Origin of the sequence: Flavobacterium sp. N2270, from assembly GCF_025947225.1 — a bacterium.
Taxonomy (GTDB): Bacteria; Bacteroidota; Bacteroidia; order Flavobacteriales; family Flavobacteriaceae; genus Flavobacterium.
Window position 1 is genome coordinate 1,391,619 of record NZ_CP110005.1, and the last position, 23,945, is coordinate 1,415,563.

Annotated in this window: 27 protein-coding genes; 21 read left to right on the top strand and 6 right to left on the bottom strand. The window is 28.2% G+C overall.

Translation table 11 applies throughout. From position 1 onward, the window contains the following. Positions 1-126 precede the first annotated feature (126 nt). From OLM55_RS06390 to trxB, 13 genes are all read left to right on the top strand, one after another. Entirely contained in the window at positions 127-2,316 is a 2,190-nt protein-coding gene (locus tag OLM55_RS06390; protein ID WP_264560572.1) for a tetratricopeptide repeat protein, read from the top strand. Then, the gene (locus tag OLM55_RS06395; protein ID WP_264560573.1) at positions 2,316-3,053 is read left to right on the top strand and encodes a LytR/AlgR family response regulator transcription factor; all 738 of its coding nucleotides are present in this window, start codon (positions 2,316-2,318) and stop codon (positions 3,051-3,053) included. Before OLM55_RS06390 ends, OLM55_RS06395 begins: the two co-directional genes overlap by 1 nt. A gap of 132 nt (positions 3,054-3,185) precedes the next feature. Then, positions 3,186-3,839 (top strand): DNRLRE domain-containing protein, encoded by a 654-nt coding sequence (locus OLM55_RS06400; RefSeq protein ID WP_264560574.1) that lies wholly within the window; start codon positions 3,186-3,188, stop codon positions 3,837-3,839. 19 nt (positions 3,840-3,858) lie between these two features. Next, complete coding sequence (locus tag OLM55_RS06405) at positions 3,859-4,719, top strand: DUF1566 domain-containing protein (protein WP_264560575.1); 861 nt, start codon at positions 3,859-3,861, stop codon at positions 4,717-4,719. An 85-nt stretch (positions 4,720-4,804) separates the two neighbouring features. Then, complete coding sequence (locus tag OLM55_RS06410) at positions 4,805-5,191, top strand: hypothetical protein (protein WP_264558087.1); 387 nt, start codon at positions 4,805-4,807, stop codon at positions 5,189-5,191. Continuing rightward, positions 5,191-5,577, top strand: a complete 387-nt coding sequence (locus OLM55_RS06415) for a DUF3592 domain-containing protein (RefSeq protein WP_264558088.1) — start codon at positions 5,191-5,193, stop codon at positions 5,575-5,577. Before OLM55_RS06410 ends, OLM55_RS06415 begins: the two co-directional genes overlap by 1 nt. Before the next feature lie 39 nt (positions 5,578-5,616). After that, on the top strand, positions 5,617-5,958 hold the full coding sequence (locus OLM55_RS06420; RefSeq protein ID WP_264558089.1) for a hypothetical protein: 342 nt from the start codon (positions 5,617-5,619) through the stop codon (positions 5,956-5,958). 14 nt (positions 5,959-5,972) lie between these two features. Beyond that, positions 5,973-6,602, top strand: coding sequence for a hypothetical protein (locus OLM55_RS06425; RefSeq protein WP_264558090.1), 630 nt, complete (start codon positions 5,973-5,975; stop codon positions 6,600-6,602). A 36-nt stretch (positions 6,603-6,638) separates the two neighbouring features. Continuing rightward, positions 6,639-7,295 (top strand): hypothetical protein, encoded by a 657-nt coding sequence (locus OLM55_RS06430; RefSeq protein ID WP_264558091.1) that lies wholly within the window; start codon positions 6,639-6,641, stop codon positions 7,293-7,295. 16 nt (positions 7,296-7,311) lie between these two features. After that, positions 7,312-7,926: a hypothetical protein gene (locus OLM55_RS06435; RefSeq protein ID WP_264558092.1), complete on the top strand. Its 615-nt coding sequence runs from the start codon at positions 7,312-7,314 to the stop codon at positions 7,924-7,926. Then, entirely contained in the window at positions 7,927-8,841 is a 915-nt protein-coding gene (locus OLM55_RS06440; protein WP_264558093.1) for a hypothetical protein, read from the top strand. A gap of 20 nt (positions 8,842-8,861) precedes the next feature. Then, positions 8,862-9,581 carry a hypothetical protein gene (locus OLM55_RS06445; RefSeq protein WP_264558094.1) on the top strand — a complete coding sequence of 240 codons (720 nt, stop codon included), beginning with the start codon at positions 8,862-8,864 and terminating at the stop codon, positions 9,579-9,581. Between the two features lie 166 nt (positions 9,582-9,747). After that, positions 9,748-10,695 (top strand): thioredoxin-disulfide reductase, encoded by a 948-nt coding sequence (gene trxB / locus OLM55_RS06450; RefSeq protein WP_264558095.1) that lies wholly within the window; start codon positions 9,748-9,750, stop codon positions 10,693-10,695. A 69-nt stretch (positions 10,696-10,764) separates the two neighbouring features. Here trxB and OLM55_RS06455 read toward each other — a convergent pair whose 3' ends face one another. From OLM55_RS06455 to OLM55_RS06475, 5 genes are all read right to left on the bottom strand, one after another. Further along, on the bottom strand, positions 10,765-11,598 hold the full coding sequence (locus tag OLM55_RS06455; RefSeq protein ID WP_264558096.1) for a DUF2807 domain-containing protein: 834 nt from the start codon (positions 11,596-11,598) through the stop codon (positions 10,765-10,767). 315 nt (positions 11,599-11,913) lie between these two features. Beyond that, entirely contained in the window at positions 11,914-12,639 is a 726-nt protein-coding gene (locus OLM55_RS06460) for a head GIN domain-containing protein (RefSeq protein ID WP_264558097.1), read from the bottom strand. Between the two features lie 11 nt (positions 12,640-12,650). Continuing rightward, positions 12,651-14,408 carry a PspC domain-containing protein gene (locus OLM55_RS06465; RefSeq protein WP_264558098.1) on the bottom strand — a complete coding sequence of 586 codons (1,758 nt, stop codon included), beginning with the start codon at positions 14,406-14,408 and terminating at the stop codon, positions 12,651-12,653. Between the two features lie 5 nt (positions 14,409-14,413). Beyond that, complete coding sequence (locus OLM55_RS06470) at positions 14,414-14,743, bottom strand: PadR family transcriptional regulator (RefSeq protein ID WP_264558099.1); 330 nt, start codon at positions 14,741-14,743, stop codon at positions 14,414-14,416. A gap of 69 nt (positions 14,744-14,812) precedes the next feature. Next, positions 14,813-15,268: a DUF4870 domain-containing protein gene (locus tag OLM55_RS06475; RefSeq protein ID WP_264558100.1), complete on the bottom strand. Its 456-nt coding sequence runs from the start codon at positions 15,266-15,268 to the stop codon at positions 14,813-14,815. Positions 15,269-15,422: 154 nt separating this feature from the next. On the opposite strand from OLM55_RS06475, the gene OLM55_RS06480 reads away from it, so the two are divergent. Then, on the top strand, positions 15,423-15,878 hold the full coding sequence (locus tag OLM55_RS06480) for a DUF4442 domain-containing protein (protein ID WP_264558101.1): 456 nt from the start codon (positions 15,423-15,425) through the stop codon (positions 15,876-15,878). 86 nt (positions 15,879-15,964) lie between these two features. Continuing rightward, the gene (locus OLM55_RS06485; protein ID WP_264558102.1) at positions 15,965-16,870 is read left to right on the top strand and encodes a TIGR01777 family oxidoreductase; all 906 of its coding nucleotides are present in this window, start codon (positions 15,965-15,967) and stop codon (positions 16,868-16,870) included. 35 nt (positions 16,871-16,905) lie between these two features. Here OLM55_RS06485 and OLM55_RS06490 read toward each other — a convergent pair whose 3' ends face one another. After that, positions 16,906-17,571 carry a YceI family protein gene (locus OLM55_RS06490; RefSeq protein ID WP_264558103.1) on the bottom strand — a complete coding sequence of 222 codons (666 nt, stop codon included), beginning with the start codon at positions 17,569-17,571 and terminating at the stop codon, positions 16,906-16,908. A gap of 170 nt (positions 17,572-17,741) precedes the next feature. Here OLM55_RS06490 and OLM55_RS06495 point away from each other — a divergent pair, with 170 nt between their 5' ends. From OLM55_RS06495 to OLM55_RS06520, 6 genes are all read left to right on the top strand, one after another. Next, positions 17,742-18,305 (top strand): nucleotide exchange factor GrpE, encoded by a 564-nt coding sequence (locus tag OLM55_RS06495; RefSeq protein ID WP_413614305.1) that lies wholly within the window; start codon positions 17,742-17,744, stop codon positions 18,303-18,305. A gap of 36 nt (positions 18,306-18,341) precedes the next feature. Further along, a complete protein-coding gene (gene dnaJ, locus OLM55_RS06500; protein ID WP_264558104.1) occupies positions 18,342-19,466 on the top strand; it encodes a molecular chaperone DnaJ in 1,125 nt (374 codons plus the stop codon). 159 nt (positions 19,467-19,625) lie between these two features. Then, positions 19,626-20,546 (top strand): ABC transporter ATP-binding protein, encoded by a 921-nt coding sequence (locus OLM55_RS06505; RefSeq protein ID WP_264558105.1) that lies wholly within the window; start codon positions 19,626-19,628, stop codon positions 20,544-20,546. Between the two features lie 23 nt (positions 20,547-20,569). Beyond that, on the top strand, positions 20,570-21,877 hold the full coding sequence (locus OLM55_RS06510) for an ABC transporter permease (RefSeq protein WP_264558106.1): 1,308 nt from the start codon (positions 20,570-20,572) through the stop codon (positions 21,875-21,877). A gap of 3 nt (positions 21,878-21,880) precedes the next feature. Continuing rightward, the gene (locus tag OLM55_RS06515) at positions 21,881-22,711 is read left to right on the top strand and encodes a mechanosensitive ion channel family protein (RefSeq protein WP_264558107.1); all 831 of its coding nucleotides are present in this window, start codon (positions 21,881-21,883) and stop codon (positions 22,709-22,711) included. 33 nt (positions 22,712-22,744) lie between these two features. Further along, complete coding sequence (locus OLM55_RS06520; RefSeq protein WP_264558108.1) at positions 22,745-23,908, top strand: sigma-54-dependent transcriptional regulator; 1,164 nt, start codon at positions 22,745-22,747, stop codon at positions 23,906-23,908. Positions 23,909-23,945: the final 37 nt, after the last annotated feature.

Sequence of the window (23,945 nt, forward strand, 5' to 3'; positions counted from 1 at the left end):
TTATATCATTTTCTCTTTTTATATTAATTCTTTTTAATTAGTAAAAATAAAATGATACATTTCAGTTTTCTAAAAAATATTTATTTAATGTATTGTGATTTTAAATAAATAGTAAATAGTAATTACATGAATACAATCAATAAGTTTTTTCTTCTTTTTTTCTTTCTTTTTTCTTTTTCATATGTTACATATGCTCAAAATAGAGTTATAGATAGTTTAAAAATAGAATTAAAAAATCATAAAGCGAAAGATACAATTCGTGTTAAACTGTTAAACCATTTAGCGTTTCATAATTACAGAAATAATCCGCCACAAGCTTTTAAATATATTAAAGAATCATTTGCTTTAGCTCAAGAAATTAAATCTGATAAAAGTATTGCGCATTGTTTTTACATAAATGCAATTATTTATACCGAACAAGCTAATTTTTTAGAAGCAATTAAAAATTACCAACAAGCATTACAGCTTTACACTTTACTGAATGATTTAAAAGGTTTAGAAAAATGTAAAAATGCATTAGGTGTTTTGTATTCTTATAAAGGAGACTATAATCTTTCTTTAAAAAGTTATGAAGAAGGAAAAGCAATTGCCGTAAAATTAGGAGATAAGAAGGGAATTAATAAATATTTGTATAATATTGGAAATGTTTATTTGAATACTGGGGATTATCAAAAAGCAAAAGAGAATTTTAATGAATCTTTAAAAATAAATAAAAAAGAAAATGATTCTCTAGGGATGTTTAGTAATCTAAATTCTATTGCAAGTGTTTATTATGAGCAAGGAAATTATCCATTGTCATTAAATTACTTTAATCAATCTTTGTATGTTGCTCAAAAAATTAAAGATTCAATAGGTATATTTAGATCATACAATAATATAGGAAATGTATATAGATTGCAAGGCTTAAAAGATAAAGCGCTACTATACTACAACAAAGCATTAGCAATTAGAGCTGCAAGTTTTAATGTTAAAAATATAACGGCTTTAAAAAACAATATTGCAGGAATTTTTTACGATAAGAACGATTTTAAAAGTGCAGAAAAATATTATTTAGAGTCTATAGTTCTAAGCAAGGAAATTGATGATAAAGTGAATTTAACTACTGCTTTAAATGGGCTTGGTTTTGTATACTTAGGTGCTAAAAAACACGATAAAGCATTGAAATATTTTGAAGAAGCTCGATTGGAAAATGCGCTTGATTATACTTCTTATGATTTATTAGATTCTTATCAAGGTTTGGCTGAAACCTATTTTGATATAAAAAAATATGATTTAGCTTTAACTAACGCCAATAAATTAGTTAAACTGGCAAAAGAAAATAATATACTTTCTCATAAAAAAAACGCATATAATATACTCTATAGAATCTATAAAACTAAAGGCGATTATAAAAATGCATTTGAAAGCCATGAACAATATAAAATTATAAGTGATAGTCTTTTAAATGAAGATAATATTAAAAAAATTGCAGAAATAGAATACGAATATAAATACAAGAACAAACTAGAAAATGCTGCAAAAAGGGAAACAAAACTAACCAAGACAGTAAAAACAACGGCACAAGATTTAGAAAAATCACAGCGCAATTTATTATTGGGTATTATTACATTTTTAGCAGTTGCAATGGTATTAGGAAGTATTATTTTCTTTTTAAAACTAAGAAATTCTAAAGCAAAAACGCAAAACATAATTACAGAACAAAAACTTTTGCGAACACAAATGACACCCCATTTTATATTTAATTCCTTGTCTGTGTTACAAGGCATGATTCTAAACAAAGAAGAATCTAAGTCGGTGAGTTATTTGTCAAAATTTTCAAAATTACTTCGTATTACACTAGAAAATTCAAGAGATAAAACGGTTTTATTAAGTCAAGAGTTAGAAGCGGTTGATAATTATTTATCACTTCAAAATATTGAAAATGAGAAAATTAATTTTAAACTTGTAGTGGATCAATCTATTCAATCCAATAAAATAAAAGTTCCCCCAATGCTTATTCAACCGTTTGTTGAAAATGCAATTGAACATGCTTTTAAAAATCAGAAAGAAGCTTGTGAAATTGAAATTAATCTTACTCTAGTTAATTCAAAATTGACGTGTACTATTTTAGACAACGGAATAGGTATTGATTTGAGTGAGCGAAATCAAAATCAAAATAAAAAATCATTGGCAACAAAAATTACTTCAGAACGTTTACAATATTTGTCAAAAGATTTTAATATGAAAGGTTCTATTACTATTGAAGATAGAAGTAAATATAACGAAAAAGGCACAAAAGTAACCATTCAAATACCTTTTTTAAAACAAGAAGCATAATGAAATCAATTATAGTTGAAGATAAAGAATACATTAGAAAAGGATTAATTAGTCTTATTTCTAGTATTGATGCTGATATTGAAATAATAGGCGAATGCGAATCGGTTCAAGAAGCTTTAATAGTTGCGAAAACGTGTAAACCTGAATTGGTTTTTTTAGATATTAATTTATCTGATGGAACCGCTTTTGACTTTTTAGAAAAAATAGATGTTATCGATTTTAAAATTATTTTCATAACGGCTTATGAAGAATATGCTTTAAAAGCCTTAAAAATTGGGGCAGTTGATTATTTACTAAAACCAGTCGATGTAGAAGAACTTAAAATGGCTTTAGAAAAAGTAGCTAAATTAACTGCTGCCGATCAAAAAAATCAAATAGTAAAGGCAAAACAAGTATTTAATAATGAAGGCAATCATTTGATTTTGTCTTTTCAAGACAGTTACCAAGTAATCAATTTAGACGAATTAATTTACTGTGAATCCGATAAAGGATATACCACTTTTTATTGTAGCGATGGTAACAAATATTTAGTTTCCAAAACACTAAAAGATTTTGAAGAACGCTTATTAGAAGCAAATTTTCAACGACCACATCAATCGTTTATGATTAATATGAAGTTTGTCGATAAATATGATAAATCAGGTACCATTTATTTGAAAAACGGAACTAAAATACCTGTGTCTTCTCGAAAAAAAGAAAGCTTCCTGTCTTCATTATTCAATTGGAATAAAAAATAACCTTCATTTTTTTAAATCAAATTTTCAGTAAGCTTTAACGAATATCGATTGGTAGTAATCGAATATTGGTTAGGTGTTTCATAGTGTATTTTCAAAAATTACCTTTAACTATTAATCGTTAAAAAAAACATTATGAAAATTAAAAATTTAACACTGTCAATTTTATTAATTTCCTTACTATCATTAAGTTGTAGTAGTGATGATGAAGGAACTCCTAAAACTTTAGTAAACTATACGGTAACTATACAATCAGACGCTACTACTGGAAAAGATGCATTTCTTGGTTCTGCTGCACCAGATACAAATTATGGTAATCATACAGATTTTATGTCAAATAAATTTAGTTCAGGAGCAGTAAGAAGTCTAATTCGTTTTGATTTTTCCAGCATACCAACTGATGCTATTGTAAATAGTGTGCATGCCTCTTTTTATTCCTATGCTTCTCCAAGTAATGGTAGTAACTTTATAGGAAAAGGAGAAAGTTATTTACAAAAAGTTGATGCTGCTTGGGATGAAACTACAGTAACTTGGAACAATCAGCCAACAAGTTCAATAGATAACCAAGTGTATCTAGCAAATGCTGCAAGCGCTGTTCAAGATTATTTAGATCTTGATATTACGGCAACTGCTGCAGGAATGATAAATGATCCTGCTACAAACCACGGTTATGTTCTTAGACTTGTTGATGAAACTGTAAGTAATAATAAATTAATCTTTGGGTCAAGTGATAATACAAATGCTAGTTTGCATCCAAAAGTTGTGGTAGAATATTCGGTTTATGAGTAAAAGAAATTAAAAAAATATCATGAAAAAAGTAATTAAAAAAAGCTATTTAGTAGCTGCAGTTTTATTAGCAACAATAGTAAGCTGCAATAGCGATGATGATACATCAGCAACTCCAATTAATATAGAAAATTTAGAAGTAACAATCGATGAAAACCCAACAAATGGTCAAATTATTGGTACAGTTCAAAGTAATAGTAATGATGCGTTAACCTATAATATTACAACGCAAACACCAGCAGGAGCCTTGAGTATTAATGCTGCTACAGGAGAATTATTAGTAGCAGATGCTTCCTTTTTTGACTACGAAGTAAATCCTACAATAACTGCAACTATTTCTGTTTTAGAGGCAACAAATTCAGGAACGGTAACGATTAATCTTAATGACTTAAATGAAGTGGGTGAATATAAATTTGGAGGAGTGATTTTTTGGGTAAATCTTTTGGGTAATGAAGGATATTCTGTGGCTATGGATAACCAAAGTGCTGCTGCTCCTTATGGATGTTTGCATACAGCTACAGGTGCTACAGCTACAGCTATTGGAACTGGTCAAGCTAATACTAATGCTATTCTATCTATTTGTACAACATCTGGGACAGCTGCAGATTTGGTAGATAATTTGAATACTAATGGGTATGATGATTGGTTTTTGCCAAGTCAAGATGAAATGAGAGAAATTATGAATAATATGATTATAATTAATACAACTCTAACAAATAACGGAGGAGCTGCTTTCTCAGTCGCTAATGCAAATTATTGGACTTCTACCGAGTCTACAGCTGCTGAAGCTAGAGTATATAATTTTACAAATGATTGGTTTCCTACTGATTATAAATCTAATCTTCATCCAGTTAGAGCTGTAAGAGCTTGGTCAGATTTTTAATTCATTCACGAAAAAATAGTTTAACCGATCAAATTTGTTATTTTTATAAAAATAACAGCCAAAATAAACATTAAACTTTAAACCAATGGAAAAATTAATTACAATTAAAAGCGAGTTCAATTCATTAGACTTACTTAACGATTTTTTAAAAAAAGAAAACACATTTGAGTCTTCTAAAGAATATGATAGTTGGGATGTAAGAACAGATGCAAATGGACAAATGGAACAATGCCTTATCATTAAAAAAAGTGCAATGCATGGAATGAAAGTTTATTTTCAAAAAGACAATACTTTGAAGTTAGATTACATTATTCCTAATAAATTGATGAATGCTTATTTTGGAAAAAGTCAAAAAAGTCATCAAAATATACTTGAAATAGTTACAGGAAAAATAAAAGAAACAGTACTTGCGCCCGCTCAAAAAAAAGCTTTTCAAGAAATGGAACAAGTGTTTAATAAAATTACCGCTTAATGAAGTATTTATTATTTTTTGTATTGTTTTTAACTTCTATTAGTAGTTTTTCACAAGAAGATTGGGTGAAAACAGAAGGAACAATTACTGAAATTACAATTCATAGCGGTAGGAAAACTAGAGAAACAGCTGTTGTAAAGTTTAATTTAGAAGATGGAACAGAACAATTAGGCAATGTGGAGCTTTTTAGAATTCCGTTTATAGGAAGTATGAAATCTGTTGGGGATACAGTTGCTGTTAATTATAACAAAAAGAATCCTGTTCTTTTAGAAACTGTTTTTGGTAAGTTTCTTTCTAGTTACGGTATGTATATATTAATATTTTTAGGAATTATTTTTTCAATAAAACCTTTTCTTACTAAAAAAGCGCAGTCTGCTGATAAATAAAACTAATATAAGGCAGTTAAGAATTCTAAAAATGTAGTTATGAGTATTTTAAAAAGATTTTTATTTTACTTTACTTGGGCATTAGTAGCATTTTTAGCTGCTTTTATATATATGCGAATTATTTTAGGTCCTAAGCCAGAATCAACATCTGTTTTAATGACAATGTTTAGTCTGTTTTACGATTATGCTTTTCTCCATATTGGATTAATAATTGGAAGTATAATTACATTATTATTTATACTAATTGATGTTCTTTACTTAAAGGGAAAACTAAAATTTGGTATGAAATCTTTATTTATACGTTTCTTTATTCTTATTTTTATAACTGTTATTGTTGCATTCATTCATTATTTATTAGAAAAAGTTATTGATGTTATTTAAAAAAAACAATTAAAATGAAATCAACTTTAACTCTCCTATTGCTGCTTACTTCATTGTTTTCTTTTTCGCAAATTACAATTCCCAATGGATTTTCAGAAGTTACAAAAAGCCCATCGAATGGAAAAAAAATGGAAAAAATTTTTATGCTTTTTGATAATGATTCTATCAATGATACAGCAATTTTGGCTCAAGATAAATCAGAATTTTCAAGTTATAAATTACTAATATTTTTATCTAACAAAAATAAAACCTACGAAATAAATTTAATCAGTTTGAATGATTTTAGTATTTATCCTCTACAAATAAAAGCAAGAAAAAATGTTATTGAATTTGGTTATTTTGAAGATGGTACTGCTGCTTTCGGCCGATTTATAAAGTTAAGATACAATTCAAAAAAAGAGCAAATTCAAGTTATAGGATACGATGTAGAATACAAATCTTCGCCTACAGAATATATTAATAAATCGTATAATTTAATTACAGGAGATTATATTGTTAAAAGAACCTATTATGAAGGAAGTAAAAAGATAAATACACAAAAATTTTCAGGGAAAAATGATTTCTTTAAAAATGTTGTTTTTATTGAAAATTTAAATGAAGAAATGATAATTAATTTAGATGACGTTGGCTGTAAATATGAATAAATATGAATCCAATACAAAATACCTAATACAATTTATATGAAATATAATTTTTGGATAGCTGCCTTTATAATTTTTGGATACTTCAGTAGTACAGCTCAACATAAAAATAGTACTGATTTTGTTCCTAAAGGTTATGTTATTTTTGATAAATCTTTTGGGGATTTAAATAAAGACGGACAAGAAGATTGTATTCTTATTATAAAAGGAACAAATAAAGACAATATTGTAATAAATAGATTCGACGAAAAAGTTGACCGTAACCGAAGGGGAATTATCATTTTATTTAAAACTCAAGAAAGTTATCAATTGGTAACAATGAATTATAATTGTTTTTTTTCTGAGAATGAAGATGGTGGTGTTTACTTTCCTCCAGAGCTTTTGGTAAAAGTAGAAAGAGGAAATTTAATTATTCATTATGCGCATGGACGATATGGATTTTGGCGTTATACTTTTAGGTATCAAGATGCAAACTTTAAATTAATTGGGTATGATGAGAGTAGTGGAGGAATAGTTATAAGTAAAGAACTAAGTATTAACTTTCTAACCAAAAAGAAATTAATTAGAGAAAATACTAATGAAAATGCAGTTGGCGGAGATGAGGTTTTTAAAGAAACTTGGAGTAAAATTGCAATAAATGAACTAATACTTCTATCAGAAATTAAAGATTTTGAAGAATTTCGTATCCCTTATTGATTAAACACAAAAAAATATGGAAGTAATACTAATACTTTTTCTTTTATTAATTGTATTCCTTTTTTTGTATTTCATTTTTAAGATAATAAAATGGATTTTGAAAGACAAAACAAGAATTAAAGGGACTGCTACTTTAGCCGCTGTATCGGTTTTGTTAATACTTATAAATAAAGTGTTTTTTACAAAAATGGAGTTTATTCAATCTAAAGCAATATCTAATTTATACATTGTTAAAAATCCAGTAGAACATAAAGATTCATTGCACAATGAATTGAAAAAAGTTGTTCTAAAAAAAGTGAATAATGAAGTTCTTAACCAAATTGAAAAGTATAAAAAAATAAACCCAAATGATTCAATTGTAGAATTGAAATACACTATTGATTTTTATGAATATTCCAAAGGTTCAATGTTTATTCCTTTTGGTGATGCAGGAACTTATTATTTTATAGAACATGAAGAAGATCCTGGAGGATTTAGTGTTGAAGTTTTAGACATGTACACAAATTATCACATCGCATCATTTAATTTAAAATTTTGTAAGGATGATACAATTAATTATTTTGGAACAATAGATTATTATAATGGTTGGAAAATTATTAAAACAGATACATTAATTAATTTATGTAAATAAATGAAAAGCAAACTCCTTATAGTATTTTTAATTTCAAGCCTTGTTTTTGTTGCTTGTAATTCTAATGTGAAAAATAAAAACATCAATTCTCAAAAAGTAGATATTGAAAAGCTGACTGAAAATTTGACAGAAAAAATTATCTCACCAAATAAATTAAGTGAAATATGGCAAAGTCTTCCGTTAAAACAATTGCCAATTATAGATACAACTTCTTTTGATAATATAAATGATAATAAGGTTTTTAATGCGGAACAATTAAAATCGTTACAAATTGAAGCAATTTATCCAAATTTTTTTGAAGAAAATACTCATTTCAAAGTAAGTCCATCTTATAAAATAAATTTATCTAAAGAATTTTATACCATTGTAATAAATGTTTTTAAAGGAGAACATGAATTGGAAACAGTTTTAATCAATTACGATAGTTCAAATGAAAATTTGATTGATTTTAAAATTATTGCTTATGATGAAATTGCAGAAAGTATTTCCAAAAAAAAGTCTAAAATAGAAAAGGAGAGCATTACAATTAGTGACGAATTTTATTTGGAAGAAACTAAAATTGAAGTTTCAAAATTTCATATTAACAAAAATGGTGAACTTAATCCAATTAAAACTGAATTCACAAGTGTTATAAGGCCAAAAAAAGACATTTTATTAAACAAAGTTTATGTCGATACAATTCAATTTTCATCTTACAATGATGATTATGATTATAAATTGTTGCTGGGAAAAAAGAAAGGGAAATCAGTATCTTTAGTTTATAATTGGGAATGGGAAACGAATAAAAAACTAAACTTCAAGCATGATGATTATATAAAAGTCACATGGAAAATGGACAGTATTTTCGTCGCTGGTGATGGAGAAACATTAGACTTCAAAGAAAGAGCTATTAATGCAGAAAAAATTAAATTTTAAAATATTCAAGAAAGTATCAAATGAAAATTATTATCACACAACTTTTTTTCTTTATTACTATAGGTGTTTATTCGCAAGAGACTTCTCTTTTAGATTCTGTTTTAGGTCAATTAAATTTAAAAAAATCAAAAATTAAAACTGAATTAGTTGTTTTTAAAAGTTTTCCTAATAATTTAAACGAAACAATAATTGTGATCCCGGAAATAGTTGATGAAGGTGAAATGTATTTCGAGTTGAATAGTCATATCCTTATAATTGATAGTAAAAGTGGAAATATAAAAAGCTACTTTTTTGAAAGCTCAAAGACTAATAATTGGATTTCAGATGCAATACAATTAACTGAAATTACAATTGACACAGCTCCTTATAAAGTTTCAAAAAATGAACGTGCATTTGGAATTAGATTGCATTTTATAGGTAGTTCTCGGCCAAATCCTTATGAGAACGAAATAATTTCATTATTTGTACAGTCAAAGAACAAATTAAAAAAGATTTTAAATAATTATGAAATTTCTTATAATGGAGGAGAATGGGATACAAATTGTGAAGGTAAATTTGTTGATGAAAGAAAAGTGCTTATTATTTCTAATAATAAAACAAATGGACTTTTTGATATTTTAGTAAAAAATAAAATTTCTGAAACAACTAATTATATTAATGAAAATGGTGAATGTAATTATATTGAAAAAAATAAAACTAAAAAAAAGAGCCTAAAATTTAATGGGTATGAATACAAATAATTCAGACTTTTAAATAATATTTTAAAAACGTATATTTTTTTATATTTATAAAGAAAAATTGTAATAAGATTAAATTATAGTTAAATTGATTTTTTTGTAATTTATATAACACTTCAATACTTTCAAATTTATTACTTTTGAACTTTATAAATAATACAATACAATTATGTCAGATACAATAGAGAAAGTAAAATGCTTAATTATAGGTTCAGGTCCTGCAGGTTATACTGCAGCAATTTATGCAGCTAGAGCAAACATGAACCCTGTTTTATATCAAGGAACCCAGCCTGGAGGTCAATTAACTACTACAAATGAAGTAGAAAATTTCCCAGGTTATGTAGATGGAGTTACAGGACCAGAAATGATGATTCAATTACAAAGTCAAGCACAAAGATTTGGAACAGATGTTCGCGATGGTTGGGCAACAAAAGTTGACTTTAGCGGCGATATTCACAAAGTTTGGATTAACGACACTAAAGAAATACACTGTGAAACGGTAATTATTTCTACAGGAGCTTCTGCTAAATATTTAGGATTGCCTTCTGAACAAAAATACCTACAATTAGGTGGTGGAGTTTCTGCATGTGCAGTTTGTGACGGATTCTTTTATAGAAATCAAGAAGTTGTAATCGTTGGAGCAGGAGATAGTGCTTGTGAAGAAGCACACTATTTATCTAAATTATGTACCAAAGTTACTATGGTTGTAAGAAAAGACGAATTTAGAGCGTCTAAAATTATGGCTGAACGTGTTCAAAAAACAAAAAACATTACTATTATGTTCAATACTGAAACTGATGAGGTTTTAGGAGACGGACAAGTGGTTACTGGTGTAAGATTAAAAAATAATGTTACTGGCGAATTAACAGAAATTCCTGCAACTGGATTTTTTGTTGCTATTGGACATAAACCAAATACAGATATTTTTAAAGATTATATTGATTTAGATGCAACAGGTTATATTAAAAATATTCCTGGAACTTCTAAAACTAACGTAGCTGGTGTTTTTGTAGCTGGTGATGCAGCTGATCATGTGTACAGACAAGCAATTACTGCTGCTGGTACTGGTTGTATGGCTGCATTAGATGCAGAACGCTATTTAGCTTCAAAAGATTAATTTAAATTATTATATAAAAAAATCCCGAATTTAATTCGGGATTTTTTTATGTTTATTTCTGAGTAATTCTTATTTCTCTTTTTTATACAAAGTCGTATTGTTGGTAAATTTTACAATTTCAATTTTTGGTTCACCTAATAACTCAATTTCTGATTTTCCTGCAGCCGAAATTTTAATGTTTTTTGCCACATTTACACTTGCTTTAGCATAACTTTCTACAGTAATATCTAAATTTGAAATAGTGAATTTTTTAGCAATTAAATCTGAACTGTTATCAAGTCTTACTTTAGCCATTGAAGCATCACCTTCTATTTGTGCCTTCCCTTTTTGGTATAAATCTATCTTCACTTCTGGCGAAGCAATTAAGGCTTTTAATTCGGCATCCTTGCTAACTTCTACAGTTGTATTATCTGCTTTTATATTTAATTCTGCTTCTGACTTATCGTTTAACATAATTGCAAAAAACTTAGATCTTACATTTAGAAATGAACGCGAATTGTCGTAATTTTTAACCGTAATATTTTCTAATTCTATATCTGCTAAAGCATGAATTTTAGTATCATGTTTTGCAGTAATAAGCTTTAAATTATCAGTGTAGTTTATTCTAACAGAAAATTTCTTTTCTCCGTAAACGTCTTTTAAGGAATTTATTCTTAATGTGTTGCCTAGAATTGTGTAATTGATAATATCATGTAAATTGTCATCTGCTTCTATTTCTAAAGATGCAGAATCTGCTTTTACTAAATATATTTCTAGATTGTCTTCAACATCAATGTTTTCAAAGTTTTCTAATTTTTTAATACTAAGAGTAACAATTTTAGAACCTTTAATTCTTTCTTTCTTTTGTCCGAATGTTAATGAACAGGTAAAGACAATTAAAAATAAAAGTGTAATTTTTTTCATTATAAATTTTATTTGTTTTTTTAAATAGTAGCTCAAGAATCATTCCACTTTATAACTAATTAGGAATAATAAATAGAGAAATACTTATATGACAAATATAAAAAAAAACATCAGTGTTATTACTGATGTTTGATTTTTGTATTACTTAAAATATAGATTCTATAATGTTAATGATAAAAGTAAACACAAATTCTATTATTTGGACAACTAGCTTTATCATGATTGATTTTTTTTTGGATTAGTAAATTTAAATAAAAGTGTTTTTCTTGCTGTTAATTTTTTATTAATTCTTTGTTAAAAGACTTATTTTAATATTTATTCTTTATCAACACTTCCGCCAGATGTTTCTTCTTTTGTGATTTTTGTAGGTTCTTGAATGTAGTCAATAGAACTTCCGCTTGATGCTTTTGCATCTAATTTTACAATTGGATTTACAGTAGTTGAACTTCCACTTGTAGATTGTGCGAAAACTTCATTTACAGCAAGGTTACTGGCGTCTATTTCGCTTCCGCTAGACGATTGTGTTTCTAGACGCAAAGCTTTTCCAGATGCTTTTATTTCACTTCCGCTTGTAGATTCGCAACTTACACTTTCGTATTCTAATTCTACATCAATTTCACTTCCGCTACTTGATTTTAAAGCAATAGATGAGCCGTTTAATTTATTTTTTGATGTTATAGATGAGCCACTTGAAGATTCTAAACTTGAAATTGTTTGCATCTTAACTCTAACTTTAATTGCAGACATATTATTTATATTTCCATCGATTTTTACAATTAGAGTTCCGTTTTCAACTTTAGTAATAACATATTCAATTAAATTATCATCAGTTTCTACTTCAATTTCAGTAGGACTTCCTTGTTCTATTATAACATCAACACCTGAACTAGCAGAAATTTTAGTAAATTTTTGATCGATATTTCTTTTTTCAGAAATTATATTTCCGCTTCCGTCAATACCGTTTCCAAAGTTTATATTATGTTTACATGAAGTAAAACCTACTAATATAAATAGAGCGAATAATTTAATTGTTGTTTTCATGTTTAACTAGTTTAGTTGATTTCTACTTTTATTTTTTTAATTTCAGACTTGATTTCGTCTTTGATTTCATTTTTTATTTGATCAATATCTTCTTTAGAATTACTTACTTTCTTTACTAAAACTCCATTTTTATCATAATATAAAGTGGTAGAAATACCAGGGTTTGAGTCTTCATTAATTTCTATGTCAATATTGTCATTATTTAAACAATTTAAACAATCCATCTCAGTTCCGTTTACTTTATAATAGAATCCTTCAGGACCGTAATATTTACTAATGTCTGAATTATTAGAAGTTAAATAATCGGTTATTGATTCTTCAGGAAAAATTACAAATCCATTTGGTAAATAAAGATAAATATGAACCTCTTGATCTCTGTATTTGTTTTTAAAATCGGTAACAAAATAATTGTCTAATTTAATTTTATTTCCTTGAATATCAAAATGATAGTTTATTTTTTCTGCTCTATTCTTAGCTTCAGTAATTGATTTTCCATCGGCAGTTTTTTCAACTTGAAAATAAGGAACATCTTTATCTGTATTCATTAAATGCAATCTCACATTTGTAGAGTAAATAACTTCATTGTTATTTTCGTCGTGTGTAAACTTACTTGAAGTTTTTCTGCTTACGCTTTTAGAATAGAAATCATTTACTTCCATTTTTATAAAAAGTGTATCAGTAGGCTGAATATTTAAAAATTCTTTTTGAACCACTTTCCCTTCAAATCCAACTTGGTTTGCTTGTTGTACTCCTAAATATATTGTAAAACCTACTGCAATAATCCAAATAGCAATTAAACCATATTTTACATAATTAGCCATTGGCTTCATGTTGTTTACTAATAATTTTAATCCTAAAACAATTAAGAATAAAAATGGAATTCCTACGGTAAGCAATAATAAAATTCCTTGTAACCAAAATGGTACATCGCTATAAAATGGTGAACTTAAGTTGTTAAATGTTATTTTTTCTGACAATGAAAACGAGAAAATCATTATTAATGAACCAATTACAATTGCTAACAATGATGTTGAAGCAATAAAAATCATAAATGCACCTATAATTTTAGCAAATACTTTAAAAATGGATAAAAATAAATCGCCAATTGTTGAAGCAACTTGGTTTGCGCCCGATTTTGCTGTGTTTGCAATTTTTTGATGATCTATATTGTTTATTTTTCCAGTAATATCATCAAAACCTTCTTTTACTTTTTTTTCAATATTAGAAATGTTTATGGGTTCACCTTTCATTTCTAGTTTTTGATTATTAGTAATAGCTTCAGGAACTAAAATCCATAAGATAATATAGATTAATAAACCTGTACCAAAACCAAAGAATAAAATTACCATAATTATTCTCAACCATAATGGATCAATTCCAAAATAATGACCAAGACCAGCTAAAACTCCACCTAACATTGAATTATCTCTATCTCTATATAATTTTTTTGTATTAGTATAGGTTCTGTTGTTTGAATAATCTGAATTAAAACTTGAAGTTGAGTCTTCATCAATTTTATAATCTTCTGGTTGTCCCATTATAGAAATAACTTCATCGATTTCTTTAATTCCAACTACTTGTTTTTCGTTTTGTAAACGCTCTTGAAAAAGTTCTGCGATTCTACTTTCAATGTCTTTAACAATTTCATCTCTTCCGTCTGGTGAAAGTGAACGTTTTACAGCATCAAAGTATCTTGATAACTTTTGATAGGCATCTTCATCTATATGAAAGAAATAACCTCCTAAATTTATACTTATTGTTTTGTTCATGACTTTTAGTTTTGACTTGTTATAATGTTAACCGCATCAGATAATTCTGTCCACGTTGTATTTAATTCTAATAAAAATTCTTTTCCTTCATCTGTTAACCCGTAGTATTTACGAGGTGGCCCAGATGTAGATTCTTCCCAGCGATAGCTTAATAATCCGTCGTTTTTTAATCGTGTTAATAAAGGATAAACTGTTCCTTCTACAACGAGTAGTTTCGCTTCTTTTAGAGTTTCTAGTATTTCAGAAGTGTAAGCATCTTTTTCTTTTAAGACCGATAAAATGCAAAACTCTAAAACACCTTTTCTCATTTGAGCTTTTGTGTTTTCAATGTTCATAATGCTTTTTGATTTTTTTAATTAAACTGTTCATTTTTTGATTGTTGATTGATTTGATGATATTTTAATTTACTTGATAAATGGTATTGTTAATGGATATTTATAGTATTCTCCGTTTGATGATTTTGCTGAAGCATAAATGATTAAGAAAAATTCACCAATCTTAACAAAGAATAATAATAAAATTGCTGTAAAGCCTAAAATGACATAACCAGTTATATTATGATGAGTTAGAATGTCATTTAAATAAACTTCTTGCTCATTAATTCTTGATAAATCTATTGTATGGATTAACCATAATATAAATGTAGGTACAGCAATAATTAAAAATACAATTGAATATAAAAATACACTTAATTGAAAATTTATGGCTTGTTTTCCGTTATGATCAATAAAAGTGGAATCATTTTTTTTAGATGACCAAATTAGTAATGGTAAAATAATACCACTAAAAGGTATAATGTATTGACATAATGATGATAAATGTATCAATGTTGCGGTGCTTTTTTCGTTTGATGTTTCCATAATTATACTATAACTATTAATTTCTTATACAAATATATGTCTAAAAAAAGGTATTATGTAACGCATAGTACTTAAATTTAACAAAAAATTAACATAAATAAAAATAGTAGGCATGCATACTATTTTTTAATATATTTACAAAAAAATCATAATTATGAAATTCACTCCTTCAAAATTAAACGCTTTTGTATTTTTTAAACTTCCATCTGCTTTTTGGAGCGGAGTTAGAGTAAAATCAATTACGGAAGAAAAATGTGAAGCAACAGTTAAGCACAGGTGGTTTAATCAAAACCCATTTAATTCAATGTATTTTGCTGTACAAGCTATGGCTGCTGAGTTTACAACAGGAGCATTAATGATGATGCAAATTAAAAAAAGCGGAAAAAGTATTTCAATGTTAGTCGCTAATAATAAATCTACTTTTACAAAAAAAGCAACTGGCAGAATTACTTTTACTTGTAATCAAGGACATTTAATTAAGGAAACGATCCAAAAAGCAATTGATACAATGGAAGGGCAAACGGTTTGGTTAACTTCTACAGGTTTAAATGAAGAAGGAATTCAGGTTTCAGAAATGCAATTTGAGTGGACAATTAAAGTTCGAAAATAACTCATTTTCAAACAAGTGTTAAGATACGTTAATTACCTTTCATTAAACTATTTTCATTCGTAACTTTGATATAAATCAAATTTCTAATGAAAGTCTTAATTACAGGTGCAACAGGTTTAGTAGGTAATGAATTAATAAAAATACTATTGCAAAATGGTATTTCGGTTAATTATCTAACAACTTCTCGAGGAAAAATTGCAAATGAAAATAACTATAAAGGTTTTTTTTGGAACCCTTCAGTAGGAGAAATTAACGAAGAAGCTTTTACTAATGTTGATGTTATTGTTCATTTAGCGGGAGCAACTGTTGCTAAAAGATGGACCAATAGTTATAAACAAGAAATTATGAATAGTAGAATAGATTCTACTAAATTGCTTTATAAAACGCTTGAAAGAATAAATCATCAAGTAAGTCAAATAGTTTCTGCTTCAGCCATAGGTATTTATCCAGATAGTCTTACTAAAGTATATCATGAAACTGATCTAGAAGTTGATAATTCTTTTTTAGGAAATGTTGTAAAACAATGGGAGGAAGAAGTAAATCAATTTAAAAACTTAGATATTTTAGTTGCTAAAATAAGAATTGGGTTAGTTCTTTCTAAAAATGGTGGAGCTTTACAAGAAATGGTTAAACCAATTAAAATAGGAACCGGAGCTGCTTTTGGTTCGGGAGAACATTATCAGTCATGGATTCACATTCAAGATTTAGCAGCTGTTTTTTATCACATCATTCAATATAAAAGAGAAGGGATTTATAATGGAGTTTCTCCTTATCCAGTAACAAATAGTCAATTAACTAAAGCAATTGCAAAAACATTAGGTAAGCCTTTATTTTTACCAAATATTCCAAAGTTTGTAATGAAATTAATACTTGGTGATATGCATCAATTATTATTCTCTAGTCAACATGTAAGTTCTAGGAAACTATTAGACGAAAATTTCCAATTTAAATATGCTTCTTTAGATAAAGCATTACATGATTTATTAAAATAAAAAAACCGCCAATTGGCGGTTTTTTATTTTAATTCTTATTTTTTCGTTGCTTTCAATTTTACAACAAGTTCAATATCATCATTTACAAACTTATCTTTTAAATCGTCAAAAATTGATTTTGAAGCATAATTTACATTCCAATGTGTTCTGTTTATAAGAAAAGCATCAGAAGTTAATGTCATTTCATCACCATTATTAGTAGTTGTTGCAGTAAATTCAACTGGTTTTGTAACTCCTTTTAAAGTTAAATTTCCATTTATTTTAGCTTTACCATTTTCTGCTGTTATACTAACAATTTCAAATGTTCCTTCAGGAAACTTAGTTACATTAAAGAAATGATCTTCTCCTGCTTTGTCTCCAGTACCTTTTAAATGAGCTTCTAAATCTTCTTTTCCATCTCCAGCAGCTAAGTCAGATACTACTATAGAATTCATATCAATAACAAACATCCCGCTTTCAATGGTGTCATTTTTAACTGCCAATTCTCCCGACTTTAAATTGATTGTTCCATTGTGCTTTCCAGATGGTTTAGAGCCTGTCCATTCAATTACAGAATTTTGAGTATCTACAGTATAGTTTGTACTTTCTATAGATGCAGTTGCAACTTCTCCTGCTTCCTCACTATCGTTTTTTTCTCCTTTACAAGATACATTTAAAGAAATAGTAGCTAATACAAATAAGCTTAAAATACTTTTTTTCATAGTTGTTGTTTTTTTATGTTAATTACAAATTTAAAAAATCAACATTTCAAAATATCTTAAAAACTTCCTAATTTTTCTAAAAAAGAATTTTTTTTCAAATCAATTGTGCTGACAATTTGACATTTTTAAACATTTGGCAATACATTTGCAATTACTTTTAAAATAATAAAATGTTTAAAAAAATACGCAAATATATGAGTCAAGATAGTACTGAAAACATGGAAAAAGAAATTGTACAAGACGAGAATGTTTCAGAAAATCAAGAAGCACAACAGCCAGAGTTAACTGTTGAGGAACAACTTGCAGAAGATTTAGCAAAAGAAAAAGACAAGCACTTAAGGCTTTTTGCTGAATTTGAAAATTACAAAAAAAGAACAGCAAAAGAACGTATGGATTTGTTTAAAACAGCAAATCAAGAAGTTTTACAAGCAATGTTGCCCGTAATGGACGATTTTGACAGAGCTATGACACAAATTGCAAAATCTGAAGATGAAGCTATTGTGAAAGGAGTTGAACTTATTCATGAAAAACTTAAAAACACTTTAGTTTCAAAAGGATTAGAAGAAGTTGAGGTAAGAGTTGGTGATGTTTTTAATGCAGATTTTGCCGAAGCAATTACTCAAATTCCTGCCCCTTCAGATGATTTAAAAGGTAAAATTGTAGATGTGCTTGAAAAAGGATACAAATTAGGAGATAAAATTATTCGTTTCCCTAAAGTAGTTATTGGACAATAATTGTACTTACCTTTTTTAATGAATTTAATTTAAAAGATGAAAAAAGATTTTTACGAAATATTAGGCATTAGTAAAAGTGCTACTGCAGCAGAAATTAAGAAAGCATATCGAAAAAAAGCAATTGAGTTTCATCCTGACAAAAACCCGGGAGATGCAACTGCAGAAGAAAACTTTAAACTAGCAGCCGAAGCTTATGAAATATTAAGCGACCCTAATAAAAAAGCAAAATACGACCAATATGGACATTCTGCATTTGAAGGTGCTGGTGGTGGTTATGGCGGTGGCGGACATATGAATATGGACGACATCTTCAGTCAATTTGGTGATATCTTCGGAAGTGCTTTTGGAGGCGGTGGCGGTTTTGGTGGCGGTTTTGGCGGCGGTCAAAGACGAGTTAAAGGAAGTAATTTACGCATTAAAGTAAAGTTAACTTTAGAAGAAATCGTTAATGGAGTTGAGAAAAAAGTTAAAGTTAAGCGCAAGGTTCAAGCGCAAGGAGTAACTTATAAAACTTGTTCAACTTGTAATGGAAGCGGTCAAGTAATGAAAGTTACAAATACCATTTTAGGTAGAATGCAAACTGCAACTACTTGTCATTCTTGTGGTGGAGCAGGCCAAATGATGGACCACAAACCTCAAGGTGCAGATGCTCAAGGAATGATCTTACAAGAAGATACTGTTTCAATTAAAATTCCTGCAGGAGTTGTAGATGGAATGCAGTTAAAAGTTTCTGGAAAAGGAAATGAAGCACCAGGTTCAAATAGTGTTTCTGGAGATTTAATTGTTGCAATTGAAGAGTTAGAACACGAATTTTTAAAACGTGAAGGAGAAAATTTACATTACGATCTATATGTAAGTTTCCCTGAAGCTGCTTTAGGAGTTTCTAAAGAAATTGAAACTGTTTCTGGAAAAGTAAGAATTAAACTTGATGAAGGAATTCAATCTGGGAAAATTTTAAGATTAAAGGGTAAAGGTGTACCAAGTATTAACAGTTATGGAACTGGTGATTTGTTAGTTCATGTTAATGTTTGGACTCCAAAAACATTAAACAAAGAACAAAAACAGTTTTTTGAAAAAATGATAACTGATGAAAACTTTACTCCAAGTCCTGAAAAATCTGATAAATCATTTTTTGAGAAAGTAAAAGATATGTTTTCATAATTCAATAAAATTATATACATTTGGAATTCACTTTTTTATATTAAAAGTGAATTTTCTTTTTCATAGCAATTTTCCCATCCTATTGCAAAATAGGGTGGGTTTTTTTGTAACGGAATACTTATTTTACACACTAATTTATATCACATATAAAATTTTAGAATGGATCCTATTTTAAAAGTTCAAAACGTAGTTAAGCAATTTGGTAATTATAATGCATTAAGTAATGTTTCTTTAGAAGTGCCTAAAGGAAGTATTTATGGATTATTAGGTCCAAATGGAGCTGGAAAAACGACTTTAATTCGTATCATCAATCAAATTACAATGCCCGATTCTGGAGAGGTATTTTTAGATGGTAAGAAATTAATGCCAGAAGATGTTCAATATATTGGATATTTGCCAGAAGAAAGAGGATTGTATAAATCTATGAAAGTAGGCGAACAATGTTTATATTTAGCTCAGTTAAAAGGACTTTCGTACCAAGAGGCAAAAAAACAATTAAAATATTGGTTTGAAAAATTAGAAATAGAAGGTTGGTGGGATAAAAAAATTCAAGAGCTTTCAAAAGGAATGGCTCAAAAAATTCAGTTTGTAGTAACTGTTTTGCATAAACCTAAATTATTAATTCTTGATGAACCATTTTCTGGTTTTGATCCTGTAAATGCAAATTTAATTAAGGACGAAATAATTGAGCTAAATAAAAATGGTACTTCGGTTATATTTTCAACGCATAGAATGGAAAGTGTCGAAGAAATGTGTGATTATATTGCATTAATTCATCAATCAAATAAATTAATTGAAGGTAAATTATCTGAAGTTAAAAGACAATACAGGAGCAATACTTTTCAAGTGGGAATTATTACCCAAAATATTGAAGGTTTAATGGTTCAGTTGACTCAAAAATTTAAGGTTGGTTCTACTAATTTTAAATCATTGAATGATGACATTAAATTAGAAGTTGAACTAGGTAATCTTAATTCAAATGAATTGTTGTCTATTTTAACCAATTTCGGACAAGTAACTCATTTTGTGGAAAAAATTCCAAGTGTAAATGACATTTTTATTCAATCAGTTAGTAAATAAATCGCAATTAAAATAAAAAATATATGAACGTTTTAAGTTTAATTATAAAAAGAGAATTCATAGCGAAAGTTCGTAATAAGTCTTTTATTGTAATGACTTTTTTAGGACCACTTTTGTTTGTTGGAATGTCCTTTTTAATTGGATATTTATCTAACATGAATAAAGATTCAATTACAGAAATTGCTATTCATGATGAAAGCGGATTATTAAAAAATAATTTCAAAAACACTAAGCATACGCATTATATCGATTTATCTGTAATGCCAATAAATGTTGCAAAAGATACGGCTAACAATAATTATGAAGGTTTGCTTTTTATTCCAAAAGTAGATTCATTACAATTATTATTAGATAAAGTGGAATATATTTCAGAAGATAGTCCAAGCTTAGAATTTATTTCTAAAGTTGAAAAAGTTGTCGATTCTACTTTAACTTCTGAACGACTAAAAACATTAGGTTTTGATGCTGATAAAATTGATAAAGCCAAAGCCGATTCTACTTTAAAATTATCAAAATTTTCTGGAGGCGAAAGTCTAAAAGGATTAAACGAAATTAAAGTTGGTATTGGTGGAATGTTTGGTTACTTAATCATGATGTTTATTATCATTTATGGTAATATGGTTATGCGAAGTGTAATTGAAGAGAAAACCAATCGTATTATAGAAATTATTATTTCATCGGTTAAACCTTTTCAGTTAATGATGGGGAAAATTATTGGAACTTCATTGGCTGGAATATTGCAATTTGCAATTTGGGCAATTGTAGGAACCGTTTTGTTTTTTGTAGCGCAATCTTTCTTTGGAATACAAATGGGCGCAAGTAGTAGTGTAACTCCTGAAATGATGGAAGCTGCTCAATCAACTGAAGCAATTTCTAAAATTCAATTGTATTTTAATGAAATTTGGAATTTACCATTAGGAACATTAGTAGCTTGTTTTGTAATTTATTTCATTGGAGGTTATTTCTTGTATAGTTCATTTTATGCTGCTATTGGAGCAGCAGTTGATTCTGAAACTGACTCTCAACAATTTATGTTGCCTGTAATTATGCCATTAATGCTTGGTGTATATGTAGGTTTCTTTACAGTAATTAATGATCCACACGGAACAGTAGCAACAGTGTTTTCTATAATTCCATTAACATCACCAATTGTAATGTTAATGCGTATTCCTTTTGGAGTGCCTTTGTGGCAATTAATACTTTCTATCGTTTTATTGTTTGGAACGTTTATCTTTGTAGTATGGTTTGCTGCAAAAATTTACCGTGTTGGTATTTTAATGTATGGAAAAAAACCTACATGGAAAGAATTGTATAAATGGTTAAAGTATTAAAATATGATTGAGACAATAAAAGAGTTATTAAATTACAAACTAATTGATACAGATAATGTTGATATTAGAGTGAGTACTTTTGTTATACTCTTTTTGGTTTTAATTATTACAGCAGCATTGCTACGGTTTATTAGAGTTGTTGCTACGAGAAAATTGCCTTTAGAAGATAAAAATAAGTTTATTAGCTTTTTTCAATTTGTACGATATATTGTTTTTGCGTTTGCAATTGTAATTACTCTACATTCTACTGGTGTAAATATGAGTTTCTTGCTTACCGCTTCTGCTGCATTATTAGTGGGTTTAGGTTTTGCTTTGCAACAATTATTTCAAGATATTATTTCAGGCATATTAATGATTATTGATCAATCAATGCATGTAGGTGATATTGTAGAAGTAGACGGAAGAGTTGGAAAAGTTTTAGAAATTAAGCTAAGAACAACTAGAGTAGTTACTCGCAATAATAGAGTTATGGTTATCCCAAACCATAAATTTATGTTAGATACATTATTCAATTGGACACAAAATAGTTTTACAAATAGAGAACAAGTAAATGTTGGAGTAGCTTACGGAAGTGATGTTCAATTAGTAAAACAAATTTTGTTAAGATGTGCAGAAGAAGCTCCAGATGTACTTCAAGAACCTAAACCAATAGTTTTATTTGAAGATTTTGCAGATTCATCTTTAAACTTTTCATTGTATTTTTATGTTCATGATGGAATGAATAGTCCAGGAATTCAAAGTGATTTAAGGTTTAGAATTGATGCAGCATTTAGAGCAAATAGAGTTTCTATTCCATTTCCACAAAGAGATATTCATGTTATTACAAAGGCATAGTTTTTGTAATTTATAAAAAATAAAAATTTTAGAATGCCAAAAATATTAGTAATTGAAGACGAAGCAGCAATTAGAAGAGTTTTAACAAAAATTCTATCTGAAGAAAATGATACCTATCAAGTTGATGAAGCCGAAGATGGTTTGCAAGGAATTGAAAAAATCAAAAATGAAGATTATGATTTAGTACTTTGCGACATTAAAATGCCAAAAATGGATGGAGTAGAAGTATTAGAAGCTGCTAGAAAAATAAAACCAGAAACTCCAATCGTTATGATTTCTGGTCATGGCGATTTAGAAACAGCTGTAAATACCATGCGTTTAGGAGCTTTTGATTATATTTCTAAACCACCAGATTTGAACAGGTTATTAAACACAGTTCGAAATGCTTTGGATAAAAAACAATTAGTAATTGAAAATAAAAATCTAAAGAAAAAAGTCAGTAAAAATTATCGAATGATTGGGGATAGTGAAGCTATTAATCATATTAAAACAATGATTGATAAAGTTGCCCCAACAGACGCCAGGGTTTTAATTACCGGACCTAATGGAACAGGTAAAGAGCTAGTAGCACATCAATTACATGAAAAAAGTGACCGTAGTGCAAATCCTTTAATCGAAGTAAATTGTGCCGCAATTCCATCTGAATTAATTGAGAGCGAATTATTTGGTCATGTTAAAGGTGCTTTTACATCGGCAATAAAAGATAGAGCAGGTAAGTTTGAAGCAGCACATAAAGGAACTATTTTCTTAGATGAAATTGGCGACATGAGTTTGCCAGCGCAAGCAAAAGTACTTCGTGCTTTACAAGAAAATTTAATTCAACGTGTTGGTGCAGATAAAGATATCAAAGTAGATGTTCGTGTTATTGCAGCTACAAATAAGGACTTAAAAAAAGAAATAGAAGAAGGTCGTTTTCGCGAAGATTTGTACCATCGTTTAGCAGTAATTTTAATAAAAGTTCCTGCTTTAAATGATCGTAGAGAAGATATTCCAGTGTTAATTGAACATTTTACAACTAAAATTGCGGAAGAGCAAGGAGTGGTTGAAAAAGTCTTTTCTAAAAAGGCAGTTCAATTATTGCAAGAATACGATTGGACAGGAAATATCCGTGAATTAAGAAATGTAATTGAGCGTTTAATTATTCTTGGTGGAACCGAAATTTCGGAACAAGATGTAAAATTATTCGCAAGTAAATAAATTAGCTTAAAGTTTATTGCTTAAAGCATACAGTGTT

Coding starts and splice junctions, on each gene's coding strand:
- OLM55_RS06390 (WP_264560572.1), top strand. CDS start 127: ATGAATACAATCAATAAGTTTTTTCTTCTTTTTTTCTTTCTTTTTTCT.
- OLM55_RS06395 (WP_264560573.1), top strand. CDS start 2,316: ATGAAATCAATTATAGTTGAAGATAAAGAATACATTAGAAAAGGATTA.
- OLM55_RS06400 (WP_264560574.1), top strand. CDS start 3,186: ATGAAAATTAAAAATTTAACACTGTCAATTTTATTAATTTCCTTACTA.
- OLM55_RS06405 (WP_264560575.1), top strand. CDS start 3,859: ATGAAAAAAGTAATTAAAAAAAGCTATTTAGTAGCTGCAGTTTTATTA.
- OLM55_RS06410 (WP_264558087.1), top strand. CDS start 4,805: ATGGAAAAATTAATTACAATTAAAAGCGAGTTCAATTCATTAGACTTA.
- OLM55_RS06415 (WP_264558088.1), top strand. CDS start 5,191: ATGAAGTATTTATTATTTTTTGTATTGTTTTTAACTTCTATTAGTAGT.
- OLM55_RS06420 (WP_264558089.1), top strand. CDS start 5,617: ATGAGTATTTTAAAAAGATTTTTATTTTACTTTACTTGGGCATTAGTA.
- OLM55_RS06425 (WP_264558090.1), top strand. CDS start 5,973: ATGAAATCAACTTTAACTCTCCTATTGCTGCTTACTTCATTGTTTTCT.
- OLM55_RS06430 (WP_264558091.1), top strand. CDS start 6,639: ATGAAATATAATTTTTGGATAGCTGCCTTTATAATTTTTGGATACTTC.
- OLM55_RS06435 (WP_264558092.1), top strand. CDS start 7,312: ATGGAAGTAATACTAATACTTTTTCTTTTATTAATTGTATTCCTTTTT.
- OLM55_RS06440 (WP_264558093.1), top strand. CDS start 7,927: ATGAAAAGCAAACTCCTTATAGTATTTTTAATTTCAAGCCTTGTTTTT.
- OLM55_RS06445 (WP_264558094.1), top strand. CDS start 8,862: ATGAAAATTATTATCACACAACTTTTTTTCTTTATTACTATAGGTGTT.
- trxB (WP_264558095.1), top strand. CDS start 9,748: ATGTCAGATACAATAGAGAAAGTAAAATGCTTAATTATAGGTTCAGGT.
- OLM55_RS06455 (WP_264558096.1), bottom strand. CDS start 11,598: ATGAAAAAAATTACACTTTTATTTTTAATTGTCTTTACCTGTTCATTA.
- OLM55_RS06460 (WP_264558097.1), bottom strand. CDS start 12,639: ATGAAAACAACAATTAAATTATTCGCTCTATTTATATTAGTAGGTTTT.
- OLM55_RS06465 (WP_264558098.1), bottom strand. CDS start 14,408: ATGAACAAAACAATAAGTATAAATTTAGGAGGTTATTTCTTTCATATA.
- OLM55_RS06470 (WP_264558099.1), bottom strand. CDS start 14,743: ATGAACATTGAAAACACAAAAGCTCAAATGAGAAAAGGTGTTTTAGAG.
- OLM55_RS06475 (WP_264558100.1), bottom strand. CDS start 15,268: ATGGAAACATCAAACGAAAAAAGCACCGCAACATTGATACATTTATCA.
- OLM55_RS06480 (WP_264558101.1), top strand. CDS start 15,423: ATGAAATTCACTCCTTCAAAATTAAACGCTTTTGTATTTTTTAAACTT.
- OLM55_RS06485 (WP_264558102.1), top strand. CDS start 15,965: ATGAAAGTCTTAATTACAGGTGCAACAGGTTTAGTAGGTAATGAATTA.
- OLM55_RS06490 (WP_264558103.1), bottom strand. CDS start 17,571: ATGAAAAAAAGTATTTTAAGCTTATTTGTATTAGCTACTATTTCTTTA.
- OLM55_RS06495 (WP_413614305.1), top strand. CDS start 17,742: ATGTTTAAAAAAATACGCAAATATATGAGTCAAGATAGTACTGAAAAC.
- dnaJ (WP_264558104.1), top strand. CDS start 18,342: ATGAAAAAAGATTTTTACGAAATATTAGGCATTAGTAAAAGTGCTACT.
- OLM55_RS06505 (WP_264558105.1), top strand. CDS start 19,626: ATGGATCCTATTTTAAAAGTTCAAAACGTAGTTAAGCAATTTGGTAAT.
- OLM55_RS06510 (WP_264558106.1), top strand. CDS start 20,570: ATGAACGTTTTAAGTTTAATTATAAAAAGAGAATTCATAGCGAAAGTT.
- OLM55_RS06515 (WP_264558107.1), top strand. CDS start 21,881: ATGATTGAGACAATAAAAGAGTTATTAAATTACAAACTAATTGATACA.
- OLM55_RS06520 (WP_264558108.1), top strand. CDS start 22,745: ATGCCAAAAATATTAGTAATTGAAGACGAAGCAGCAATTAGAAGAGTT.